The following is an 18,100-nucleotide window of genomic DNA, read 5'->3' on the forward strand; positions in this document are numbered from 1 at the left end:
TCTAGTCACCGCGGGTGTTGTTTCCTGGGGGCCTCGTCGTACCCTGGTTTTCATGGCCGTGTGCAATTCCGTTCGGGCCGGCGCCGTCACCGACGCTGTGAACGCCGCACTGTCGGCACCGCAGGCGACGCCGGAAACCACCGAATACACCGAGATCCTGGAGGCCGAGGACCGGCCCTGGGTCACCGTCGTCTGGGACGATCCGGTGAATCTCATGCACTACGTCACCTACATCTTCCAGAAGCTTTTCGGCTACAGCAAAGCCAAGGCGACCGAGTTGATGATGCAGGTGCACAACGAGGGCAAGGCGGTGGTGTCCTCGGGTTCGCGCGACAAAATGGAGCAGGACGTGCGCCGATTGCACGCGGCGGGCCTCTGGGCAACCATGCAGCGCGACTGAGCACTGGACTAACCTGGGCCCTGTGCGTAAGTGGAGCAGGAAGAACTCACTGAGTGGCCTCAAGCTTCGATCCGAAATGGACGAGCACGAGGCCACCGTCCTTCGCTCCCTGATCGGCGCGGTGTCCGGACTGCTCAGTGACCGCGCGGCCGACGCCCCCGAAGACGAACTCGCCGCGCTCACCGGCTTGCGTACCGGCAACACCACCCCGCCCGACGATCCGCAACTGCTGCGCCTGCTGCCCGATTTCCACCGCGCCGAACCGGGTTCCCCCGATGCCAAGCGCGCCGATCTCAACAGTGCGCTGCGCAGCCTGCACGAGCCGGAGATCATCGACGCGAAACTGGCCGCTGGACAGGCTGTGCTCGACAGTTGCCCGGAAGTGGGCGGCAAGATCGCGCTCACGCCCGAGCAGGCCGACGCGTGGCTGGCCGCCCTCACCGATGTCCGTCTCGCGCTGGGCACCCTGCTCGACATCGACGACGACACGCCCGACCATTTCGATCCGGAAGATCCGCGCGCTCCGCATCTGGACGTCTACCACTGGCTGACCTGGATGCAGGATTCCCTGCTTCAGGCGCTCGCTCCCTGACCTGCTCTCGCGGGTGAGCTGACCCGCGTGCGATGGCCGGATTCGCTGATCGAACGAAGGACGACACGATGCGCAGCGGCCCCGGGGTACGCAACTCGATCACCGACGTCGCCGGTGTGCTGGTAGGCCACCACCAGGCGCTCGACGCAGACGCCACGCCCGGTGCCGGTGCCGCGACGGGCTGCACCGTCGTGCGGGTCCCTGGTGGCGCGACCGCCTCGGTCGACGTGCGCGGCGGCGGACCGGGTACCAGAGAAACCGACCTGCTCGACCCGGCCAACACCGTCCGCCGACTCAACGCGGTGCTCCTCACCGGCGGCAGTGCGTACGGCCTGGCCGCCGCCGACGGTGTGATGCGCTGGTGCGAGGAACACGGCGAGGGCATTCCGATGGACCCGACCGATCCGAGCCGCGTGGTGCCGATCGTGCCGGGCGCGGTGATCTTCGATCTGCCGGTCGGCGACTGGGGCATCCGGCCCGGCGCGGACTTCGGTTATCGCGCGGCAGCGGCAGCGTCGACCGAGTTCGCCCGGGGCACCGCCGGGGCCGGTGTCGGTGCGCGGGCGGGTGCGCTCAAGGGTGGAATCGGTTCGGCGAGTGTGGTTCTCGGTGACGGTCCGGGTGCTGGTGTCACCGTCGGTGCGGTGATCGTGGTCAATCCGGTCGGATCGGTCGTCGATCCGCGCACCGGGTTGCCGTGGGGAGTCGGCACCGACGGACCTGACTTCTTCGGGCTGCGGACGGGGACGCCGGACGAGATCGCCGCGCTTGCCGCGCTGCCGGCCAAGACCATCGTGCTCAACACGACGATCGGGGTCGTCGCCACCGACGCCGCCCTCGACCCGGCCGGCTGTCGGAGGATGGCCGCCACCGCGCACGACGGACTCGCCCGGGCGATCCGGCCCGTGCACTCCCCGCTCGACGGCGACACGCTGTTCGCGCTGTCCACCGGCACGATCGACGTCGCCCCGCTCGCGCTGCCGCCCGCGTTCCCCTCGGACCTGCTGCTGCTAGACCAGCTGTGTACGGCAGCGGCGGTGGTGGTCGAACGCGCGGTCGTCGACGCCGTGCTCACCGCGACTTCGATCGCCGGAATTCCCGCCTACTACGACCTGTTTCCGCACTGATCGGCGGCTCCGCCCGATTCGGTCGGCATCGCCCGCCCTCGGTCGACCCGGCCGCCGTGCGGCCCCCTGTTGACCAGCCCCGCGGCGACTTGCCGCACCGGCGGTGGACCGGAGTGTGTGTCCCGTGGAATACCCGAATAGGGTGAGTGGTTGTCGAGGAAGGTGCTCGACAGCACGCATGCAGGTTGTGGAAAGGGTCGATGAAGTGCTGGTGATCAGGGCCGATCTCGTTGACGCGATGGTGGCGCACGCCCGCGCCGACCACCCGGACGAGGCCTGCGGCATCATCGCCGGGCCCGAGGGCAGTGACCGGCCCGAACGGTTCGTCGCGATGGTCAACGCCGAACGTTCGCCCACTTTCTACCGGTTCGATTCCGGTGAACAACTGCGCGTGTGGCGCGCGATGGACGACGCCGACGAAGTGCCGGTCGTCATCTACCACTCGCACACCGCCACCGAGGCCTACCCGAGCCGCACCGACATCTCCTACGCCGCCGAACCGGACGCGCACTACGTGCTGGTCTCCACGCGCGACCCGCAGACCCACGAACTGCGCAGCTACCGCATCGTCGACGGCGAGGTCACCGAAGAACCGGTGCGCATCGTCGATTCCTACTGAACCCGTCCGAGAAAAGCCACCACCCCCGAGGAGTCCCTCATGCCGGTAACCGTGTCCATTCCGACCATCATGCGTGGTATCACCGGAGGTGAGAAGCGAGTGCAGGGCGAGGGCTCGACCCTGTCCGCGCTCATCGCCGACCTCGACGCGAATCACCCCGGGCTGGCCGAGAAGCTGCTGTCCGACGGCAAGCTCAACCGCTACGTCAACATCTACGTCGACGACGAGGACGTGCGCTTCTCCGGTGGACTGGCAGCCGAGGTGCCCGCGGGCGCGTCGGTGACCATCCTGCCCGCCGTGGCCGGCGGCGCCTGAGACCGTGGCCCGCTACGAATCGCTGATCGCGACGCTCGGTAATACGCCGCTGGTCGGATTGCAGAAATTGTCACCGCAATGGGACGGCGACGATCATGTGCGGCTGTGGGCCAAGCTCGAGGACCGCAATCCCACGGGGTCGATCAAGGACCGTCCCGCGCTGCGGATGATCGAACAGGCCGAGGCCGATGGTCGGCTCACACCCGGGTGCACGATTCTGGAGCCGACCAGCGGCAATACCGGGATTTCGCTCGCCATGGCGGCCAAGCTCAAGGGTTACCGGATTGTGTGCGTGATGCCGGAGAACACCTCGGTGGAGCGGCGTCAGTTGCTGACGATGTTCGGCGCCGAGATCATCGACTCGCCCGCGGCGGGTGGGTCGAATCAGGCGGTGGCCAAGGCCAAGCAGATCGCGGCGGAGAACCCGGATTGGGTGATGCTGTACCAGTACGGCAATCCGGCCAACGCACTCGCGCACTATGAGGGGACCGGGCCGGAATTGCTGGCCGATCTGCCGGAGATCACGCATTTCGTCGCGGGGCTCGGGACTACCGGGACCCTGATGGGCACCGGGCGCTACCTGCGCGAACAGGTGCCGGGAATCGAGATCGTGGCCGCTGAACCCCGGTACGGCGAGCTGGTCTATGGCCTGCGCAATATCGACGAGGGGTTCATTCCCGAGCTCTACGACGAGAAAGTGCTCACCACCCGATTCTCGGTGGGGCCCTACGACGCGGTGAAGCGGACACGCGAACTGGTCGGCGAGGAGGGAATCTTCGCCGGGATCTCCACCGGGGCGATCCTGCACGCCGCGCTCGGTATCGCCAAGAAGGCGCACAAGGCCGGGAAGCGGGCCGATATCGCGTTCGTGGTCGCCGATGGTGGCTGGAAGTATTTGTCTACCGGGGCATACGACGGCACGCTGGACGAAGCCGAGGAGAAGCTGGACGGGCAACTCTGGGCCTGACCCGATGTCACCCGGCTTCGGTACGCTCAGGTCAATGGGCTGTTCGACGGTCCCTTGCCGGAGTGGAGGCGATGTCGATGAGCGGTGGGGTGGGAGCCTCGTTCGATCCCGACCGGATCTCGGGGTTGCGCGGTAGCGCGAGTCCCGGGACCGGTGCCTCGCGTGGTGGGTCGTGGGTCCGGGCGGTGGTGGCGATTCTGGGCTTTGTGGGGGCTCTGTATGTGATCGAGGGCGTCGACATGGTGCTCTCCCACGATCGGCCACCCGGGGCGCCCGGCGAACTGGACGCGGCAGGCATCGAGCCGCGTGCGGTAGCGGGGCTGGACGGCATTCTGTGGGCGCCGCTGCTGCACGGTGGGTGGGAACATCTGTTCGCCAACACGCTGCCGTTGCTGGTGCTCGGGTTCCTCGTGTTGCTCTCCGGGATCGGGCGTGGGATCGCGGCGACGGCGATCATCTGGGTGATCGCGGGCATCGGCACCTGGCTCACCGGGTCGGCGGGGAGTGTGCACGTCGGAGCGTCGTCGATCGTGTTCGGCTGGCTGACTTATCTGATCTGCCGTGGGTGGTTCGCGCGCAATGTGGGGCAGATCGTGGTGGGGCTGGTGATCCTCGTGTTCTACGGCTCGATGCTGTGGGGGGTGCTGCCGAGCGACCCTCGAATTTCTTGGCAGGGGCATCTTTTCGGGGCGGTGGGTGGAGTCCTCGCGGGCTGGGTACTCTCGTCAGATGAACGTCGACGCCGCCGTGGAGCCTCGGTCGGCCGCGCAATACCAACGCGGTAACCGGGGGTCCGGTATGGAAATTGGGGGGATCCTGCAGTGAGTACCAGCACGTCGTGGCAGCATGGGGGCATGCGCCTCACCGTTCTCGGGTGCTCGGGCAGCGTGTCCGGCCCGGACTCTCCAGCGTCGGGCTACTTGCTGACGGCTCCTGATATGCGGCCGACCGTCATCGACTTCGGTCCCGGCATTTTCGGCGCGTTGCAGAAGCACATGAACCCGGCCGATGTCGACATCTTCCTCACCCACCTGCACGCGGATCACTGCTTGGATCTGCCCGCGCTGCTGGTGTGGCGTCGCTATCACCCGAATCCGCCGACCGGCAAGGCGCTGGTGCGCGGGCCGTCCGACGCGCCGCTGCGGATCGGAAACGCGTCCGCGGAGATCGGGGGCGAGACCGACGATTGGTCCGATGTGATCGACTCGCAGGCGTGGGTCGAGAACACGCCGATCCCGTTCGGGCCCGGTCACACGGTGGAAGCTCGGCGGATGTTCCACCCGCCGGAGTCCTACGGGCTGCGGATCACCGCGGCCGACGGTCGGGTCTTCGTCTACACCGGCGACACCGCGATGTGCGATGCCGTTGTCGAGTTATCGCAGGGTGCCGACGTGCTCATGGCTGAGGCGTCGTGGACCCACGATCCGGCCAATCGTCCTGCGGGGATTCATCTTTCGGGCACCGAGGCGGGCGAGATCGCCACCCGCGCCGGGGCCAAGGAGCTGTTGCTGACCCACATTCCGCCGTGGACTTCGCGCGAGGATGTGATCGCGGAGGCCAAGGCGGCGTTTTCGGGGCCGGTGCACGCGGTGTCGCCGGGGGAGACGTTCGACCTGTAGGCGGGGATTGCCTGGCGGATTTGGGGTGTGCGGTGTGGGTGGGGGAGTGCGGGTTAGTCTGTCCAGCGTGTCTAGACGAGCTGATGGTAGGGCGGATGACGAACTCCGCGACGTGAAGATCACTCGGGGTTTCACCACGCACCCGGCGGGGTCGGTGCTGGTGGAATTCGGGCAGACGCGGGTGATGTGTACCGCGAGCGTCACCGAGGGGGTGCCGCCGTGGCGCCGGGATTCGGGCCTCGGCTGGCTCACCGCGGAGTACGCGATGCTGCCCGCCGCCACGCACACCCGCAGTGGGCGGGAATCGGTGAAGGGCAAGGTCGGTGGGCGGACGCAGGAGATCAGCAGGCTGATCGGGCGGTCGCTGCGGGCCTGCATCGACCTGGCCGCGCTGGGCGAGAACACGATCGCGCTCGACTGCGATGTGCTGCAGGCCGACGGTGGCACCCGCACCGCCGCGATCACCGGCGCGTATGTGGCGCTCTCGGATGCGGTGACCTATCTGGCCGCCGCGGGCAAACTGGCTGACCCGCAGCCGATTTCGTGCATGATCGCCGCGGTCAGCGTGGGTGTGGTCGATGGGCGCGTTCGCCTGGACCTGCCCTACGAGGAAGACTCGCGCGCCGAGGTCGACATGAACGTGGTCGCCACCGACACCGGAACGCTGGTCGAGATCCAGGGCACCGGCGAGGGCGCGACCTTCCCGCGGTCGACCCTGGACAAGATGCTGGACTCGGCCTTCGCCGGCGCCGAGCAGCTGTTCGCGATCCAGAAGGCGGCGCTGGCGCTGCCGTACCCGGGCACCCTGCCCGAGCCGTCCGCGAAGAAGTAGTCGTGGCCGCGCGCGTGCTGGTGGCCAGCCGAAATGCCAAGAAGCTGAAGGAGCTTCGCCGAATTCTCGATGAAGCCGGTGTGGCCGGCGTCGAATTGGTGAGCCTGAACGAGGTGCCGCCCTACGAGGAGGCACCCGAAACCGGCGCCACCTTCGAGGAGAACGCGATCGCGAAAGCGCGTGACGGTGCTGTCGCGACCGGATTGCCGTGCGTGGCAGACGATTCCGGCATCGAAGTGGATGCGCTGAACGGGATGCCCGGTGTGCTGTCGGCCCGGTGGGCAGGCGGCCACGGCGACGATGCCGCGAACAACACCCTGCTGCTCGCTCAGCTCGGCGACGTCCCCGACGACCGTCGCGGCGCCCGCTTCGTCTCCACCTGCGCGCTGGTACTGCCCGACGGCACGACCACGGTGGTGCGCGGCGAATGGCCGGGCACCATCGCCCGCGAACCCAACGGCGACGGCGGTTTCGGCTACGACCCGCTGTTCCTCCCTGAGGGCGGCACCGGCAGCGCCGCCGAACTCACCCCCGCCGAGAAGGACGCGATCTCGCACCGTGGCCGCGCCCTCACCCAACTGATCCCGGCCCTGGCCGGCCTTGCCTGACGTCTCGAACCAAGATCAACAGGCTCTGCTGCAGAATCTCTCTCAGGCGTTGCTTGCGTGAAGGCCTGGTGATCCCCCGTCCAGGCAGATAACCGTACAACGACAGCGCCGCCGCTCCGGATTACCGGGGCGGCGGCGCTTTTCGGCTAGGTCAGACGCTGTATTGCTGCTTGACGTCCTTGGCGTTGCGGTGCTCGACGAAGAACGACAGCAGGGGGATGGTGCCTGCGATGAGGGTGCCGACGGTGCGGCCGATGGGCCAGCGAACCTTCACGGCGAGGTCGGCGGTGACCAGCAGGTAGGCGAAGTACACCCAGCCGTGCACGACCGCGATCCAGCTGGGGGTGTCGACGCCGAAGCCGTACTTGGCGATCATCTCGATGGTGAGCAGCAGCAGCCACAGGCCGGTGACCCAGGCGAGCACGCGGTAGCGCTGCAGCGCCGAGGCGATCTTGGCGGTGGGGGCGCTGCCCGCAGGGGCGCTGCCCGCGGGCGCGGCGATGTCTTTGTCCAGCGACGGTGCGGTGGTGTTGTTGTCGGTCACCCGGCGTTCCTCTCGGGGGAGCGCAAGCCGGCGGTGCGGACCTGCGCATCGATGTCGCTGGCGTGCAGTTGCGCCAGGTACTGGTTGTAGGCGGCCGTTTCCGGGTCGTCGGCCGGGGCGGCCTTCGGGCGTTCGGGCAGGATGCCCGCGGGGATCTCGCGTGGCGCCTCGGCTTTGCCCGTACTCGGCGGCGCGGGCTCGTCGGCCTCGCGTTCCAGTCGCACGAACCGCACATAGGCGAACACCGCGAACGCGGCGAACAGCGGCCACTGCAGTGCGTAGCCGAGATTCTTGCCGGTCCCCGACACCGAATCGAACCGCTCCCACTGCCACCAGGCCAGCGCCAGACAGCCGAGCGCGACGACACAGACCAGCGCGATCAGGGCCGGACGGTTGTACGCCGGGCGAGGAGGTGGAACGGACACGCGCTCCACGGTACCCGCCTACTACAGGCTGCGTAGGGGCAGGTCGCAGCCGCGGCGAACCCCGGAGGCGGACGTCACAGCACAGCACGGTGGTCCGGGGTGCACGCCGGACCACCGTGCTCGGTGCTCGGGGGACCAGCGTTCATGCCCGCTGCGCCGCGACCGTCGCCCGTGGGCCGGAATCGATGCCACACGTGAGCCTCGGTCGGTGGTGATGGCGTGCGGTCGGGTGGTTCCGGTCGAGTAGTCAGTGCGGTGCCCTCGTACGGAAGGTCTGCCGGTAGGCGGTGGGGGAGACACCGATGGTGGCCGCGAGGTGCTGGCGCAAGGAGGCGGCGGTGCCGAGGCCTGCTTCGGCGGCGACGCGGTCGATCGGCAGCTCGGTGACTTCGAGCAGGTGACGAGCATGATCGACGCGTTGGCGGATCAACCACCGGCCGGGTGGCAGCCCGGTTTCCTCGCGGAAGCGGCGGCAGAAGGTGCGCACACTCATGCGGGCGTGGGCGGCGAGTTCGGTGAGCGGGAGCGGACGGTCCAGGTGGGTCATCGCCCACGCGCGGGTCTCGGCGGTGCTCTCGGCGGCGGTTTCCGGGATCGGGCGATCGATGAACTGGGCTTGCCCGCCGTCGCGCCACGGCGGCACGATGCACAAGCGAGCGACCCGATTGGCGACGGCGCTGCCGTGATCGCGGCGCACCAGGTGCAGGCACAGGTCGATGCCCGCGGCGCTGCCCGCCGCGGTGAGAATGCGGTCGTCGTCGACGAACAGCACGTCGGCGTCCATGCGTACCTGCGGAAACAGCGCGCGGAAACGGTCGGCTTGTGCCCAGTGGGTGGTTGCCTTCCGGTCATCGAGGAGGCCGAGGTTGGCCAGTGCGAAGGCCGCCGTGCAGAAGCTGACGATGCGGGCTCCGGGAGGCAGTCTGGCCAGCGCGTCCGGTAATTCCGGTGGCATCCAGTCTGTTTCGGCACCGTCGCAACCGGAGAACGGGGGAATTACCAGGGTGTCGGCCTCGTCGAGCGTGGTGCTGTCACCGGACACCGAGATCAAGTAGTCAGCGTTGGTCTGCACCGGGGCGCCGTCGAAGCTGCAGGTACGGATTTCGTAGAGCGGCGCGCCATCGGTCGCGGCCGCGGTGCCGAAAATTCTGGCGGGAATGCCGAGTTCGAACGGATACACGCCGTCTACGGCCAGAACCACCACGCGATGCATGGCAAGATCCTTGCACATCTTGGCTTTCTTGCCACTCGTCGCCGGATCACTGACCCGGCATCGTGGTCTCCACACGGTCGGATCGCTCCGAATCGGCCTGGGATACACAGGGAGACAAGCCATGCGGGCAATCGGTCAGGACACCTTCGGCGGACCCGAGGTGCTGCGCGTGATCGAGGTCGACAAGCCGAGTCCAGGACCGGCCGAGGTGCTGATCCGCGTGCACGCGGCCGGGGTGAACCCCACCGATTCGTGGCATCGCGGCACCGGCGGACTGCTCGGCGCGATCGCACCACTGGGTTGGGATGTGTCCGGCGTGGTCGAGGCCGTCGGCACCGGGGTCACCCTGTTCGTGCCCGGCGACGAGGTGTTCGGCATGCCGCGTCAGCCGCGCGCCGCGGGCGCCTACGCCGAGTACATCACCTCACCGGCCCGCCATCTCGCGCACAAGCCGTCGAACCTCACCCACGTCGAGGCGGCTGCCCTGCCGCTGGTCTCACTGACCGCCTGGCAAGCACTCGTCGACACCGCCGACGTACAGCCAGGACAGCGCGTCCTGATCCACGCCGCCGCGGGCGGGGTCGGCCACGTCGCGGTGCAGATCGCCAAGGCGCGCGGCGCGTACGTCATCGCCACGGCACGCGCCGACAATCACGACTTCGTCCGCGATCTCGGTGCCGACGAGGTGATCGACTACACGACAACAGATTTCGTCGACGCGGCCGCGGACATCGACATCGTCGTCGACACCATCGGCGGCGAATACGGCCCGCGTTCCCTGCGGACCCTGCGCCCCGGCGGCATCGTCGTCTCGCTGGCTTCCCCGGCGGAAGCCGCCTTGGTGGAAGTTGCCCACCCGCTCGGCCTGCGTGCCGGGTTCATGATCGTCGAAGCCGACCGTGCGGGCATGCGCGCCATCGCGGACCTGGTCGAAACAGGTGCGCTGCGACCTCACGTGGCGACCGTTCTGCCGCTGGATCTCGTGAGCAAGGCCCACGAGATCAGCGACAATCAGCGCACCCGCGGCAAGATCGTGCTCTCGGTTGTGGAATGAGAATTATCAGAACTTGTAGCTGATCCCGGTCATCCGCTCGGATTCCTCCCACAGCCTGCGCAGCAGCTCCGGGTCGCGCGAGATCTTGCTCGACGGGCACGCCTCGACCGGCCCCTGCGACTGCATCAACCGATTGGGGCCCCAATAGGTGGTGGGGTCGGCGTCGGGTTCGGTCGCCGCGAACAGGGTGGAGTGGGCGGCCTTGTGCGGCGGGTGGCCGATGAGCTTGATGAACGGCTTGCTGACCTTGTCGAGGGGGGTCTCGGTGCGGGCGAACAGGTCCGTCGCCGAGACCCCGGGGTGCACGGCGTAGGACTTCTTCGCCGAGCCGGCTTCGGTGAGCCTGCGCTGTAGTTCACGGCCGAACATCAGGTTGGCGAGCTTGGCCTGGGCGTAGGCGAGATTGCGCTGGTAGCGACGGTTCTCGTAGTTGAGGTCGTCGATCCATAGCTTCGGCGTCTGCTTGTGCGCGATGCTGGCGATCGACACCACCCGGTCGCGGACGCGGTCGAGCAGCAGTCCCGTGAGCGCGAAATGGCCGAGGTGGTTGACACCGAACTGGGTTTCGAACCCGTCGGCGGTACGCGAGAACGGGATGTTCATCAGGCCCGCGTTATTGATCAGCACATCGAATTCGCCCTGCTGGTCGGCGAATTCGCGCACGGAAGCCAGGTCGGCCAGGTCTAGCGTGGCCACCCGTACGTCGCCGGGGATGGCGTCGGCGATCGGCTGCGCCTTGCTCGCATTGCGGCAGGCCATGATCACGGTGGCGCCTTTGCCTGCCAGCGCCTTGGTGGTTTCGGCACCGAGGCCGCCGTTGGCCCCGGTGATCACGAATGTGCGCCCGGACTGGTCCGCGATGTCAGTTGGTTTCCATGCCATGCGCCTATCTTACTCCGGAGTAAGATAGGAGGGAAGCGTCAGCCGAGTAATCCGGTCAGCGTACGGGCGCAGGCAGGTTTGCGCAGCTTGGTCATGGCTTTCGCCTCGATCTGGCGTGCCCGTTCGCGGGAGAAGCCGAGCACCGAGCCCACCTCCTCCAGCGTGCGGCCTTCACCGCGGTCGAGGCCGAAACGCAGCCGGATGACGGCGGATTCGCGTTCGGTGAGCACCGCCAAGGCCGCCTCGACGTAGCCGCCGAGCATCCGATCCGCGACCACATCCGCCGGCGCGGGCGTGTTGTCGGGCAGTAGTGAGCCCAGGTCGGTGTCCTCGCCGACGGGCGCGTGCAGCGATACCGGCTCGGCTTCGTGCCGCAGCACCGCCTCGACCTGCGCGACGGTGAGCTCGGCGCCCGCGGCCAGTTCCTCCGTCGTGGCCGCGCGCCCCAACCGGTGGGTGAGCTCGCGCCGCACCCGGATCACCCGGTGCAGCACGTCGGCCACATTCGAGGGCAGCCGGATCGTGCGCCCCTGATCGGTGAGCGCGCGACCGATCGACTGCCGGATCCAGTACGTCGCGTAGGTGGAGAGCTTGAGTCCGCGCTCGTGGTCGAACTTCTCCACCGCGCGCATCAGCCCGAGCGTGCCCTCCTGGATCAGATCGAGCAGCGACATGCCGGTGTTGGTCGGAAACCGGCGCGCGATGGAGACGACCAGGCGCAGATTCGCCCGCACCATCTGATCTTTCGCGCGCAGACCGTCGAGTTCGTCGCGGCGCAACAGCTCTCGTCGTGCTGCGGTGAGTTCGACACCGGCTGAATCATTTTCGGCCAATTCGGCGCGCGCGGCGGCACCGGTGGCAATGCGTGCTCCGAGGGCGTATTCCTGCTCGGCGGTCAGCAGGGGAGTGCGGCCGATGGCGGTCAGGTAGTCGCGAATGGGGTCGGCGGTGACGGTCAAGAGAGCTCCCGGGGTGTGCGACGAACAGGGTGGGCCGGCAACCGGCGGGGCGAGTGGATCGCCCCGCCGGTCGGGTTGGTCAGCGTCCGGGGATGCGGATCGGACGGCGCACGGTGGTCGAGCGGGTCTGCGCACCGCGGATCGCCGAACCGGAGCCGCTTCGGCGCGTGGACGGGAACTGTGCGGCCGCGCTGGCCCGGCGCGGCGTCGGCAAGGTCAGCGGCTCCGGCGCGGAGAGTGCGTCGCGGAATGTCGTGTATCGGGCCATATCGGCTGCTCCTTCGTGGGTGGAACGGGCACTGAGGGGCTCGGCGGCGATATCGGTTCCGTGCGGCATGCGCTGTCTCCTTCGATCGTGTCGCTTGCGGCGACGAACACAAACTTAGAACGAACCTAAAAATATGTCAAGAACAAATTTAGGACGAATTCAGATACGCTGGAGACATGACGACGCAACCGGGCCTACGGGCGAGGAAGAAGCAGCAGACCAGGGAGCAGATCTCGGACCGGGCGACCGAGCTGTTCCTGGCTCGCGGATTCGACCGGGTGACCATCGCCGAGGTGGCGGCAGCCGCCGACGTCGCCAAGATGACGGTCACCAACTACTTCCCCCGCAAAGAAGACCTCGCCCTCGACCTGGGGGAGATCTACATCGACCAGCTCGCCGCGATCGTGCGCGAACGCGCGCCGGGCCAATCGGCACTGGCCGCGCTGCGCCACGCCTACCTGGCGGCGGTGGCGGCGCAGAGCCAAATCATCGGCTTCAGCGGAGAGCCGTTCGCGAGAATGATCGCCGACAGCCCCGCGCTGACGGCGCGCGTGCGCGAGTTCCACGACGACCGTCAGGTGGCGCTGGCGAAAGCGCTCGCCACGGAGACGGGCGCCGACCCGGGCGATATCACCCCGCGCGTCGCCGCGGCCCAACTCGCCAGTGTCCAGCGGGTGTTGTTCGACGAGATCACACGCCGCACGCTCGACGGTGAATCCGCCACCGAGATCGCCACTGCGCTGACCCGCGATGCCGAGATCGCCTTCGACGCGCTCGAGCCCGGGCTGGGAAATTACGCCGTGCGCTGAGTGATCGGCGGCGATTGCTGCCGTGTCACTGGGCTCCGGTGCCGGACCTGAAAGCCCATACTGGGCCAATGCCGGATGGTGTTGCTGTAGACAGGCCCGTCGAACCGATGAGCAAGGCGAAGATCAACATCGTCTTCGCGACGGTCGTGCTCGGCATGCTCATGGCCGCACTCGACCAGACCATCGTGTCGGCAGCGCTGCCCTCGATCGTCGCCGACCTCGGCAGCGCGGGGCACATGGCCTGGGTGGTGACCGCTTACCTGCTCGCCGAGGCCGTCGCGACCGTGCTCGCGGGCAAACTCGGTGACCTGTTCGGCCGCAAGCTGCTGTTCCAGATCAGCGGCATCATCTTCATCGCGGGCTCGGCGCTGGCCGGTGTCGCGGGCGGCATGGTCATGCTGATCGTGGCGCGCGGGATCCAGGGTGTCGGCGCTGGCGGGTTGATGGTCACCTCGATGGCCCTGATCGCCGACACCATTCCGCTGCGTGAACGCGGCAAATATCAGGGCGCGCTCGGCGCGGTGTTCGGCGTGACCACCGTCATCGGGCCAACCCTCGGTGGCCTGTTCACCGACCACGCCAGCTGGCGCTGGTGCTTCTACGTGAATGTGCCGATCGCGATCATCATGGTGGTGATGGCGGCGCGTACGCTGCCGCACCTGCGCGCGGTCGCCCGGCCGGTGATCGACTACCTCGGCATCGGCCTGATCGCGCTCGGGGTCTCGGCGCTGATCCTCGGGCTCGAGTTCGGCGGCAACGAATATCCGTGGGGCTCTTGGCAGATCATCGGCTTGTTCGTGCTGGCCGTGCTGCTGATCACCGGGTTCGTGCTGGTGGAGAACCGGGCGAAGGCACCGATGCTGCCGATGCGGTTGTTCAGCAGCCGGGTGTTCACGGTGTCGTCGGTGCTCAGTTTCATCGTCGGCTTCGCGATGCTCGGCTCGATGACCTACCTGCCCGCCTACCTGCAATATGTCGACGGTGCGACGGCGACGATCTCCGGCGTGCGAACGCTGCCGCTGGTGGTCGGGCTGTTCATCACGTCGATCTTCTCCGGTCAGGTCGTCGGAAAGACCGGGCAGTACCGGTACTTCCCGGTCGTCGGCATGGCCGTGATGGCGGTGGGTCTTGGCCTGATGTCGACGATGGGATACGAGACGAGCATCTGGCTGGAATCGCTGTACATGCTGATTCTCGGCGCCGGACTCGGCTTGTCGATGCAGGTGCTCACCATCGTCGTGCAGAACACCGTGCCCTACGCCGATCTCGGCACCGCTACCTCGGGCGTCACCTTCTTCCGCACCCTCGGCAGCGCGTTCGGTACCGCGGTCTTCGGCACGCTCTACACCAACCAGAGCACGACCGCGCTGGAGAACGCGTTGAGACAGACGCCCGGCGTCTCGCCCGAGGTGGCGGCGAATCCGAAGCTGCTGCGGGAACTGCCCCACGAGCAGGCGGCGCCCATCGTCGACGCCTACGCGCAGTCGATCGACCACGTGTTCCGCTGGGTCGTTCCGGTGGCGCTGGTCGGTTTCGTCGTCGCCTGGTTCCTGCCGCAGGTGCGGCTGCGTGACAGCGCCCGCCACGGTGCAGGCGATGTCGGCGAGGGATTCTCGGTGCCCGATTCGCCCGACCGGGTGGTGCAGCTCGAACGTGCGGTCGCCACGACGGTGCGCAAGGCCAGGGCGGAGAAACCGCTCATCCCCGAGCTCATCGCGGCCTCCGGCAGCACGCTGCGGCCGGACGCGGCGTGGGCGCTGGGGCAGGTGTACCTCTACGCCAAGGAGGGTGCGCCTGCCTCGGTGTATGCCATCGCCTACCGACACCGGCTGCCGGTAGAGGTGCTCTCGCCGGTCTTCCGGCAGGCCGCCGACGCGGGTCTGCTGCGCGATGACGCGGGCACCCTCACGCTGACCGGCGACGGTAGCGCCGAGGTCGACAAGCTGCGAGCGGGCTGGCGGCGCTGGCTCGGCGACCGTCTCGACGACTGGAATTCCGAGGATCCGGTAGACCGCGCACTGCTGGACGAGGCGCTGTCGAAGATCGCGGCCCAGTTGCTCGACCAGGGCGCTGATAGCAGCGAGGTATCGAAAGTCTGAATTCGGCTGTTCACTCCGCTGGACAAACCTTGCCGCCGAATACTCGTAGACGTATATTCGTAGACGAGTAAGGAGGTAGTGATGGCTACGAAGCGCAAAGTGAACAACCTGCTGGCGCTCGCCGTGCTCTCGGTGATCGTGCAGCGTCCGATGCACCGCTACGAGATCGCCGCCACCCTGCGCGCCCACGGCAAAGACCGCGACATGGACATCAAGTGGGGCTCGCTCTACACCGTCGTGCAGAACATGGAGAAAGCCGGATTCCTCGAGGTGATCGGCAGCGAACGTGACGGCGCGCGCCCCGAGCGGGTGATCTACCGGATCACCGACGCGGGCCGCGCCGAGATGGCGGACTGGACCCGCGAACTGCTCGCCGCGCCCGAGCCCGAACACCACCGGTTCACCGCGGGCCTGTCGATTCTGGCGGTGCTGCCACCGGACGAGGTGGCCGTCCTGCTCGGCACACGGATCGCGGCCTTGGAGCAGACCATCGCGACCACCAGGGCCGAGCTGACCGAACTGACGCTGCCGCGGCTGTTTCTCGTCGAATCCGAATTCGGCTTGGCGATGCTGGAAGCCGAGGCGAGCTGGGCGCGCTCCCTGCGTGACGAACTCGCCGCGGGCACCTTCGAGGGCCTCGAGCTTTGGCGGCAGTGGCATGTCGACGGCATGCCCGCCGACAAGATTCCCGAACTCGGCGAGAGGGGGAACGACTAGCTCCGCCCAAGACCCGGACCCGGTGGTGTGCGGCAACACCCCACCGAGCCCGAGAAACCGTCCCGAAACCAGGCGCGCCCGGCCTCGAGGTGAGGCAACCACAGGATAGCTGGGTGGCGCCGACACTGATCTGGAGATCACCCATGTCCACCACCCGTTCCGCATTGATCATCGGCGGCGGCATCGCCGGACCCGTCGCCGCCACCGCCCTCCATAAAGCGGGCATCGACGCCCACGTCTACGAGGCCTATTCCGGTCCGTCCGAGGGCATCGGCTCCGGGCTCGCGCTGGCACCCAACGGCGTCGCGGCGCTCGACATCATCGGTGCAGGCGACGCGGTGCGCGAGATCGCCTTGCCGGTCGCGCAGATGCGATTGCGCGTCAGCGGTCGCGAACACGTTTTGCCGGTGCTGGCCGATCAGCCGCCGCTACAGGCCGTCGACCGCGGTGAATTGCACCGGACCCTGCACGATCACGCGGTCGCCGCGGGCGTGCCGTTCAGCTACGACAAGCGGCTGACGAGCGTCGACGAACATCCCGAGGGCGTCACCGCGCACTTCACCGACGGCTCCACCGCGACCGCCGACGTCCTCCTCGGAGCCGACGGAATCCGTTCCACCGTACGAAGTTTGATCGACCCGGCCGCGCCGGGACCCGACTACACCGGCATGCTCGGCTTCGGTGCCCTGGTCGAATCCGGTCTCGACCTGCCCGACGACACCATGGTGTTCGCCTTCGGCGCCAAGGCCTACTACCTGTACTGGAAGCTGGCCGACGGTCGGGTGGCGTGGGGTGCGAATCTGCCGAGCAAGCAATACCTTTCGCTCACCGAAGCACGTGGCCTGCCCGCCGAGCACTGGCTGGAGGTGCTACGCGAGACCTACGCCCCCGACTCTCCCGGCGCCGAATTCGCCCGCCGCACCACGGCACAAAACCTCGAGATAACCGGTGCGCTGCACATCATGCCGCCGGTGCCGCACTGGTATCGCGACCGCATGGTGCTGGTCGGTGACTCGGTGCACGCACCGTCGAACAGCTCGGGACAGGGTGCGTCACTGGCGATCGAGAGCGCCGTGCAGCTGGCGCGCTGCCTGCGCGATATCGCCGCGCCGACCGAGGCTTTCGCGGTCTACGAGCGGTTGCGCCGGGCGCGCGTGGAAGGCGTCGCGGCGCGCGCGGCGAAGATCAACCACAGCAAGACCCCTGGCCCGTTCGCCCGCAAGATGATGAACGCGATGATGCCGCTCATGGTCAGAACGGTGATGAACCCGGAGAAGACGATGGGCGCCGAACGGCGTTACCGCATCGATTGGAACGCGCCCGTGCAGGCGGAATCGGCCGCTACCGCGGGCTGACCCGCACCGCCCTCGGTCACGGCAGGCGACCGAGGGCTATCCGCGCTCCGGTGTCTGCCACCCGCGGGTGAAGGCGGTGACACACAGGACGAGCCACAGCAGCCCGATGATCCAACCGGCCAGCACATCGGTGGTCCAATGGACGCCGAGGTAGATGCGCGACAACCCGACGGCGACGGGAAAGACGACCGCCAGCACGGTCGCGGCCATCCGGACCCAGTGCTTGGTGATCTGGGGAATCAGGACGATCGCCACGATGCCGACGACCACCGTGGAGCCGAGCGTGTGCCCCGACGGATAGGACAGGCTGGGTTCGAAGACCATCCGCGACGTTTCGGGCGGCCGATTGCGCCCGACGAGACGTTTGATCACCCACACCAGTACACCCGCTCCCAGCGACGTGATCGCGACCAGAGTGGCTACCGGTAGATTGCGCCGCAGCACGAACCAGCCGACGGCGAGCGCCGCCAGAATCGCCATCGACAGCGTGTCGCCCAGGTCGGTGATCACCGCGGCGATGCTGGTGAGCGGTTCGCCTCGGTGCGCGATCATCCAGTCGAGTACCCCGGTGTCCATCCCGCTGATGCCGCTGGTGACCTGCCAGGTGAGGGCGGTGATCAGCACCGCCGCGGTCGCGATCAGAGCTGCCACGATCGGCGTCCGGCGGCACAGCGAGGTCCACGCGACGTCAGGGGG

22 protein-coding genes are annotated in these 18,100 nt (G+C 67.8%); 15 read left to right on the plus strand and 7 right to left on the minus strand.

Going from position 1 to position 18,100, the window contains the following annotated elements:
• The first annotated feature begins 52 nt into the window (after positions 1 to 52).
• The 10 genes from clpS to rdgB all read left to right on the plus strand — a co-directional run bounded on the left by clpS (position 53) and on the right by rdgB (position 7,079).
• Positions 53 to 400, plus strand: coding sequence for an ATP-dependent Clp protease adapter ClpS (clpS, locus tag ACFWO8_RS32115; RefSeq protein WP_378921633.1), 348 nt, complete (start codon positions 53 to 55; stop codon positions 398 to 400).
• Positions 401 to 422: 22 nt separating this feature from the next.
• Entirely contained in the window at positions 423 to 992 is a 570-nt protein-coding gene (locus ACFWO8_RS32120; RefSeq protein ID WP_378973617.1) for a DUF2017 domain-containing protein, read from the plus strand.
• Positions 993 to 1,060: 68 nt separating this feature from the next.
• On the plus strand, positions 1,061 to 2,119 hold the full coding sequence (locus tag ACFWO8_RS32125; RefSeq protein WP_378973621.1) for a P1 family peptidase: 1,059 nt from the start codon (positions 1,061 to 1,063) through the stop codon (positions 2,117 to 2,119).
• Between the two features lie 205 nt (positions 2,120 to 2,324).
• Complete coding sequence (locus tag ACFWO8_RS32130) at positions 2,325 to 2,738, plus strand: Mov34/MPN/PAD-1 family protein (protein WP_378973823.1); 414 nt, start codon at positions 2,325 to 2,327, stop codon at positions 2,736 to 2,738.
• A 39-nt stretch (positions 2,739 to 2,777) separates the two neighbouring features.
• Entirely contained in the window at positions 2,778 to 3,053 is a 276-nt protein-coding gene (locus tag ACFWO8_RS32135) for a MoaD/ThiS family protein (protein WP_378973626.1), read from the plus strand.
• Between the two features lie 4 nt (positions 3,054 to 3,057).
• Positions 3,058 to 4,020, plus strand: a complete 963-nt coding sequence (locus ACFWO8_RS32140) for a PLP-dependent cysteine synthase family protein (RefSeq protein WP_378973633.1) — start codon at positions 3,058 to 3,060, stop codon at positions 4,018 to 4,020.
• A 77-nt stretch (positions 4,021 to 4,097) separates the two neighbouring features.
• Positions 4,098 to 4,805: a rhomboid family intramembrane serine protease gene (locus ACFWO8_RS32145; protein WP_378973641.1), complete on the plus strand. Its 708-nt coding sequence runs from the start codon at positions 4,098 to 4,100 to the stop codon at positions 4,803 to 4,805.
• A 69-nt stretch (positions 4,806 to 4,874) separates the two neighbouring features.
• Positions 4,875 to 5,639 (plus strand): cyclic nucleotide-degrading phosphodiesterase, encoded by a 765-nt coding sequence (locus ACFWO8_RS32150; RefSeq protein ID WP_378973827.1) that lies wholly within the window; start codon positions 4,875 to 4,877, stop codon positions 5,637 to 5,639.
• Positions 5,640 to 5,706: 67 nt separating this feature from the next.
• Positions 5,707 to 6,471 carry a ribonuclease PH gene (rph, locus tag ACFWO8_RS32155; protein ID WP_378638916.1) on the plus strand — a complete coding sequence of 255 codons (765 nt, stop codon included), beginning with the start codon at positions 5,707 to 5,709 and terminating at the stop codon, positions 6,469 to 6,471.
• Between the two features lie 2 nt (positions 6,472 to 6,473).
• Positions 6,474 to 7,079, plus strand: a complete 606-nt coding sequence (rdgB, locus tag ACFWO8_RS32160; protein WP_378973653.1) for an RdgB/HAM1 family non-canonical purine NTP pyrophosphatase — start codon at positions 6,474 to 6,476, stop codon at positions 7,077 to 7,079.
• Between the two features lie 151 nt (positions 7,080 to 7,230).
• Here the strand turns inward: rdgB and ACFWO8_RS32165 are convergent, their stop codons facing one another.
• The 3 genes from ACFWO8_RS32165 to ACFWO8_RS32175 all read right to left on the minus strand — a co-directional run bounded on the left by ACFWO8_RS32165 (position 7,231) and on the right by ACFWO8_RS32175 (position 9,261).
• Positions 7,231 to 7,581 carry a DUF3817 domain-containing protein gene (locus ACFWO8_RS32165; RefSeq protein ID WP_378973832.1) on the minus strand — a complete coding sequence of 117 codons (351 nt, stop codon included), beginning with the start codon at positions 7,579 to 7,581 and terminating at the stop codon, positions 7,231 to 7,233.
• A gap of 38 nt (positions 7,582 to 7,619) precedes the next feature.
• Positions 7,620 to 8,048, minus strand: coding sequence for a transcriptional regulator (locus ACFWO8_RS32170; protein ID WP_378973658.1), 429 nt, complete (start codon positions 8,046 to 8,048; stop codon positions 7,620 to 7,622).
• Between the two features lie 247 nt (positions 8,049 to 8,295).
• Positions 8,296 to 9,261 (minus strand): GlxA family transcriptional regulator, encoded by a 966-nt coding sequence (locus tag ACFWO8_RS32175; protein ID WP_378973663.1) that lies wholly within the window; start codon positions 9,259 to 9,261, stop codon positions 8,296 to 8,298.
• 121 nt (positions 9,262 to 9,382) lie between these two features.
• On the opposite strand from ACFWO8_RS32175, the gene ACFWO8_RS32180 reads away from it, so the two are divergent.
• On the plus strand, positions 9,383 to 10,315 hold the full coding sequence (locus ACFWO8_RS32180) for an NADP-dependent oxidoreductase (protein ID WP_378973669.1): 933 nt from the start codon (positions 9,383 to 9,385) through the stop codon (positions 10,313 to 10,315).
• A gap of 6 nt (positions 10,316 to 10,321) precedes the next feature.
• Here the strand turns inward: ACFWO8_RS32180 and ACFWO8_RS32185 are convergent, their stop codons facing one another.
• The 3 genes from ACFWO8_RS32185 to ACFWO8_RS32195 form a co-directional block, all read right to left on the minus strand.
• The gene (locus ACFWO8_RS32185) at positions 10,322 to 11,197 is read right to left on the minus strand and encodes an oxidoreductase (RefSeq protein ID WP_378973673.1); all 876 of its coding nucleotides are present in this window, start codon (positions 11,195 to 11,197) and stop codon (positions 10,322 to 10,324) included.
• 38 nt (positions 11,198 to 11,235) lie between these two features.
• Complete coding sequence (locus tag ACFWO8_RS32190; protein ID WP_378973678.1) at positions 11,236 to 12,156, minus strand: RNA polymerase sigma factor RpoD/SigA; 921 nt, start codon at positions 12,154 to 12,156, stop codon at positions 11,236 to 11,238.
• Positions 12,157 to 12,235: 79 nt separating this feature from the next.
• The gene (locus tag ACFWO8_RS32195; RefSeq protein ID WP_378973681.1) at positions 12,236 to 12,493 is read right to left on the minus strand and encodes a hypothetical protein; all 258 of its coding nucleotides are present in this window, start codon (positions 12,491 to 12,493) and stop codon (positions 12,236 to 12,238) included.
• 107 nt (positions 12,494 to 12,600) lie between these two features.
• Between ACFWO8_RS32195 and ACFWO8_RS32200 the strand changes: the two genes are divergently transcribed.
• The 4 genes from ACFWO8_RS32200 (at position 12,601) to ACFWO8_RS32215 (ending at position 17,404) form a co-directional block, all read left to right on the plus strand.
• Complete coding sequence (locus ACFWO8_RS32200; protein WP_378973686.1) at positions 12,601 to 13,233, plus strand: TetR/AcrR family transcriptional regulator; 633 nt, start codon at positions 12,601 to 12,603, stop codon at positions 13,231 to 13,233.
• 107 nt (positions 13,234 to 13,340) lie between these two features.
• Positions 13,341 to 15,332, plus strand: coding sequence for an MDR family MFS transporter (locus tag ACFWO8_RS32205; RefSeq protein WP_378973695.1), 1,992 nt, complete (start codon positions 13,341 to 13,343; stop codon positions 15,330 to 15,332).
• An 81-nt stretch (positions 15,333 to 15,413) separates the two neighbouring features.
• Positions 15,414 to 16,049, plus strand: a complete 636-nt coding sequence (locus ACFWO8_RS32210; RefSeq protein ID WP_378973700.1) for a PadR family transcriptional regulator — start codon at positions 15,414 to 15,416, stop codon at positions 16,047 to 16,049.
• Between the two features lie 143 nt (positions 16,050 to 16,192).
• A complete protein-coding gene (locus ACFWO8_RS32215; protein WP_378973705.1) occupies positions 16,193 to 17,404 on the plus strand; it encodes an FAD-dependent oxidoreductase in 1,212 nt (403 codons plus the stop codon).
• A gap of 36 nt (positions 17,405 to 17,440) precedes the next feature.
• On the opposite strand, the gene ACFWO8_RS32220 is transcribed toward ACFWO8_RS32215, so the two are convergent.
• Positions 17,441 to 18,055: a phosphatase PAP2 family protein gene (locus ACFWO8_RS32220; protein ID WP_378973712.1), complete on the minus strand. Its 615-nt coding sequence runs from the start codon at positions 18,053 to 18,055 to the stop codon at positions 17,441 to 17,443.
• Positions 18,056 to 18,100: the final 45 nt, after the last annotated feature.

Source organism: Nocardia sp. NPDC058480 (assembly GCF_042720495.1).
Lineage (GTDB): Bacteria > Actinomycetota > Actinomycetes > Mycobacteriales > Mycobacteriaceae > Nocardia.

Excerpts from the sequence above, each read along its gene's own strand:
- ACFWO8_RS32175 (WP_378973663.1), bottom strand. The coding sequence starts at position 9,261 with ATGCATCGCGTGGTGGTTCTGGCCGTAGACGGCGTGTATCCGTTCGAA.
- ACFWO8_RS32205 (WP_378973695.1), top strand. The coding sequence starts at position 13,341 with ATGAGCAAGGCGAAGATCAACATCGTCTTCGCGACGGTCGTGCTCGGC.
- ACFWO8_RS32145 (WP_378973641.1), top strand. The coding sequence starts at position 4,098 with ATGAGCGGTGGGGTGGGAGCCTCGTTCGATCCCGACCGGATCTCGGGG.
- ACFWO8_RS32215 (WP_378973705.1), top strand. The coding sequence starts at position 16,193 with ATGTCCACCACCCGTTCCGCATTGATCATCGGCGGCGGCATCGCCGGA.
- ACFWO8_RS32150 (WP_378973827.1), top strand. The coding sequence starts at position 4,875 with ATGCGCCTCACCGTTCTCGGGTGCTCGGGCAGCGTGTCCGGCCCGGAC.
- ACFWO8_RS32125 (WP_378973621.1), top strand. The coding sequence starts at position 1,061 with ATGCGCAGCGGCCCCGGGGTACGCAACTCGATCACCGACGTCGCCGGT.
- ACFWO8_RS32195 (WP_378973681.1), bottom strand. The coding sequence starts at position 12,493 with ATGCCGCACGGAACCGATATCGCCGCCGAGCCCCTCAGTGCCCGTTCC.
- ACFWO8_RS32135 (WP_378973626.1), top strand. The coding sequence starts at position 2,778 with ATGCCGGTAACCGTGTCCATTCCGACCATCATGCGTGGTATCACCGGA.
- ACFWO8_RS32185 (WP_378973673.1), bottom strand. The coding sequence starts at position 11,197 with ATGGCATGGAAACCAACTGACATCGCGGACCAGTCCGGGCGCACATTC.
- ACFWO8_RS32180 (WP_378973669.1), top strand. The coding sequence starts at position 9,383 with ATGCGGGCAATCGGTCAGGACACCTTCGGCGGACCCGAGGTGCTGCGC.
- clpS (WP_378921633.1), top strand. The coding sequence starts at position 53 with ATGGCCGTGTGCAATTCCGTTCGGGCCGGCGCCGTCACCGACGCTGTG.
- ACFWO8_RS32210 (WP_378973700.1), top strand. The coding sequence starts at position 15,414 with ATGGCTACGAAGCGCAAAGTGAACAACCTGCTGGCGCTCGCCGTGCTC.
- ACFWO8_RS32200 (WP_378973686.1), top strand. The coding sequence starts at position 12,601 with ATGACGACGCAACCGGGCCTACGGGCGAGGAAGAAGCAGCAGACCAGG.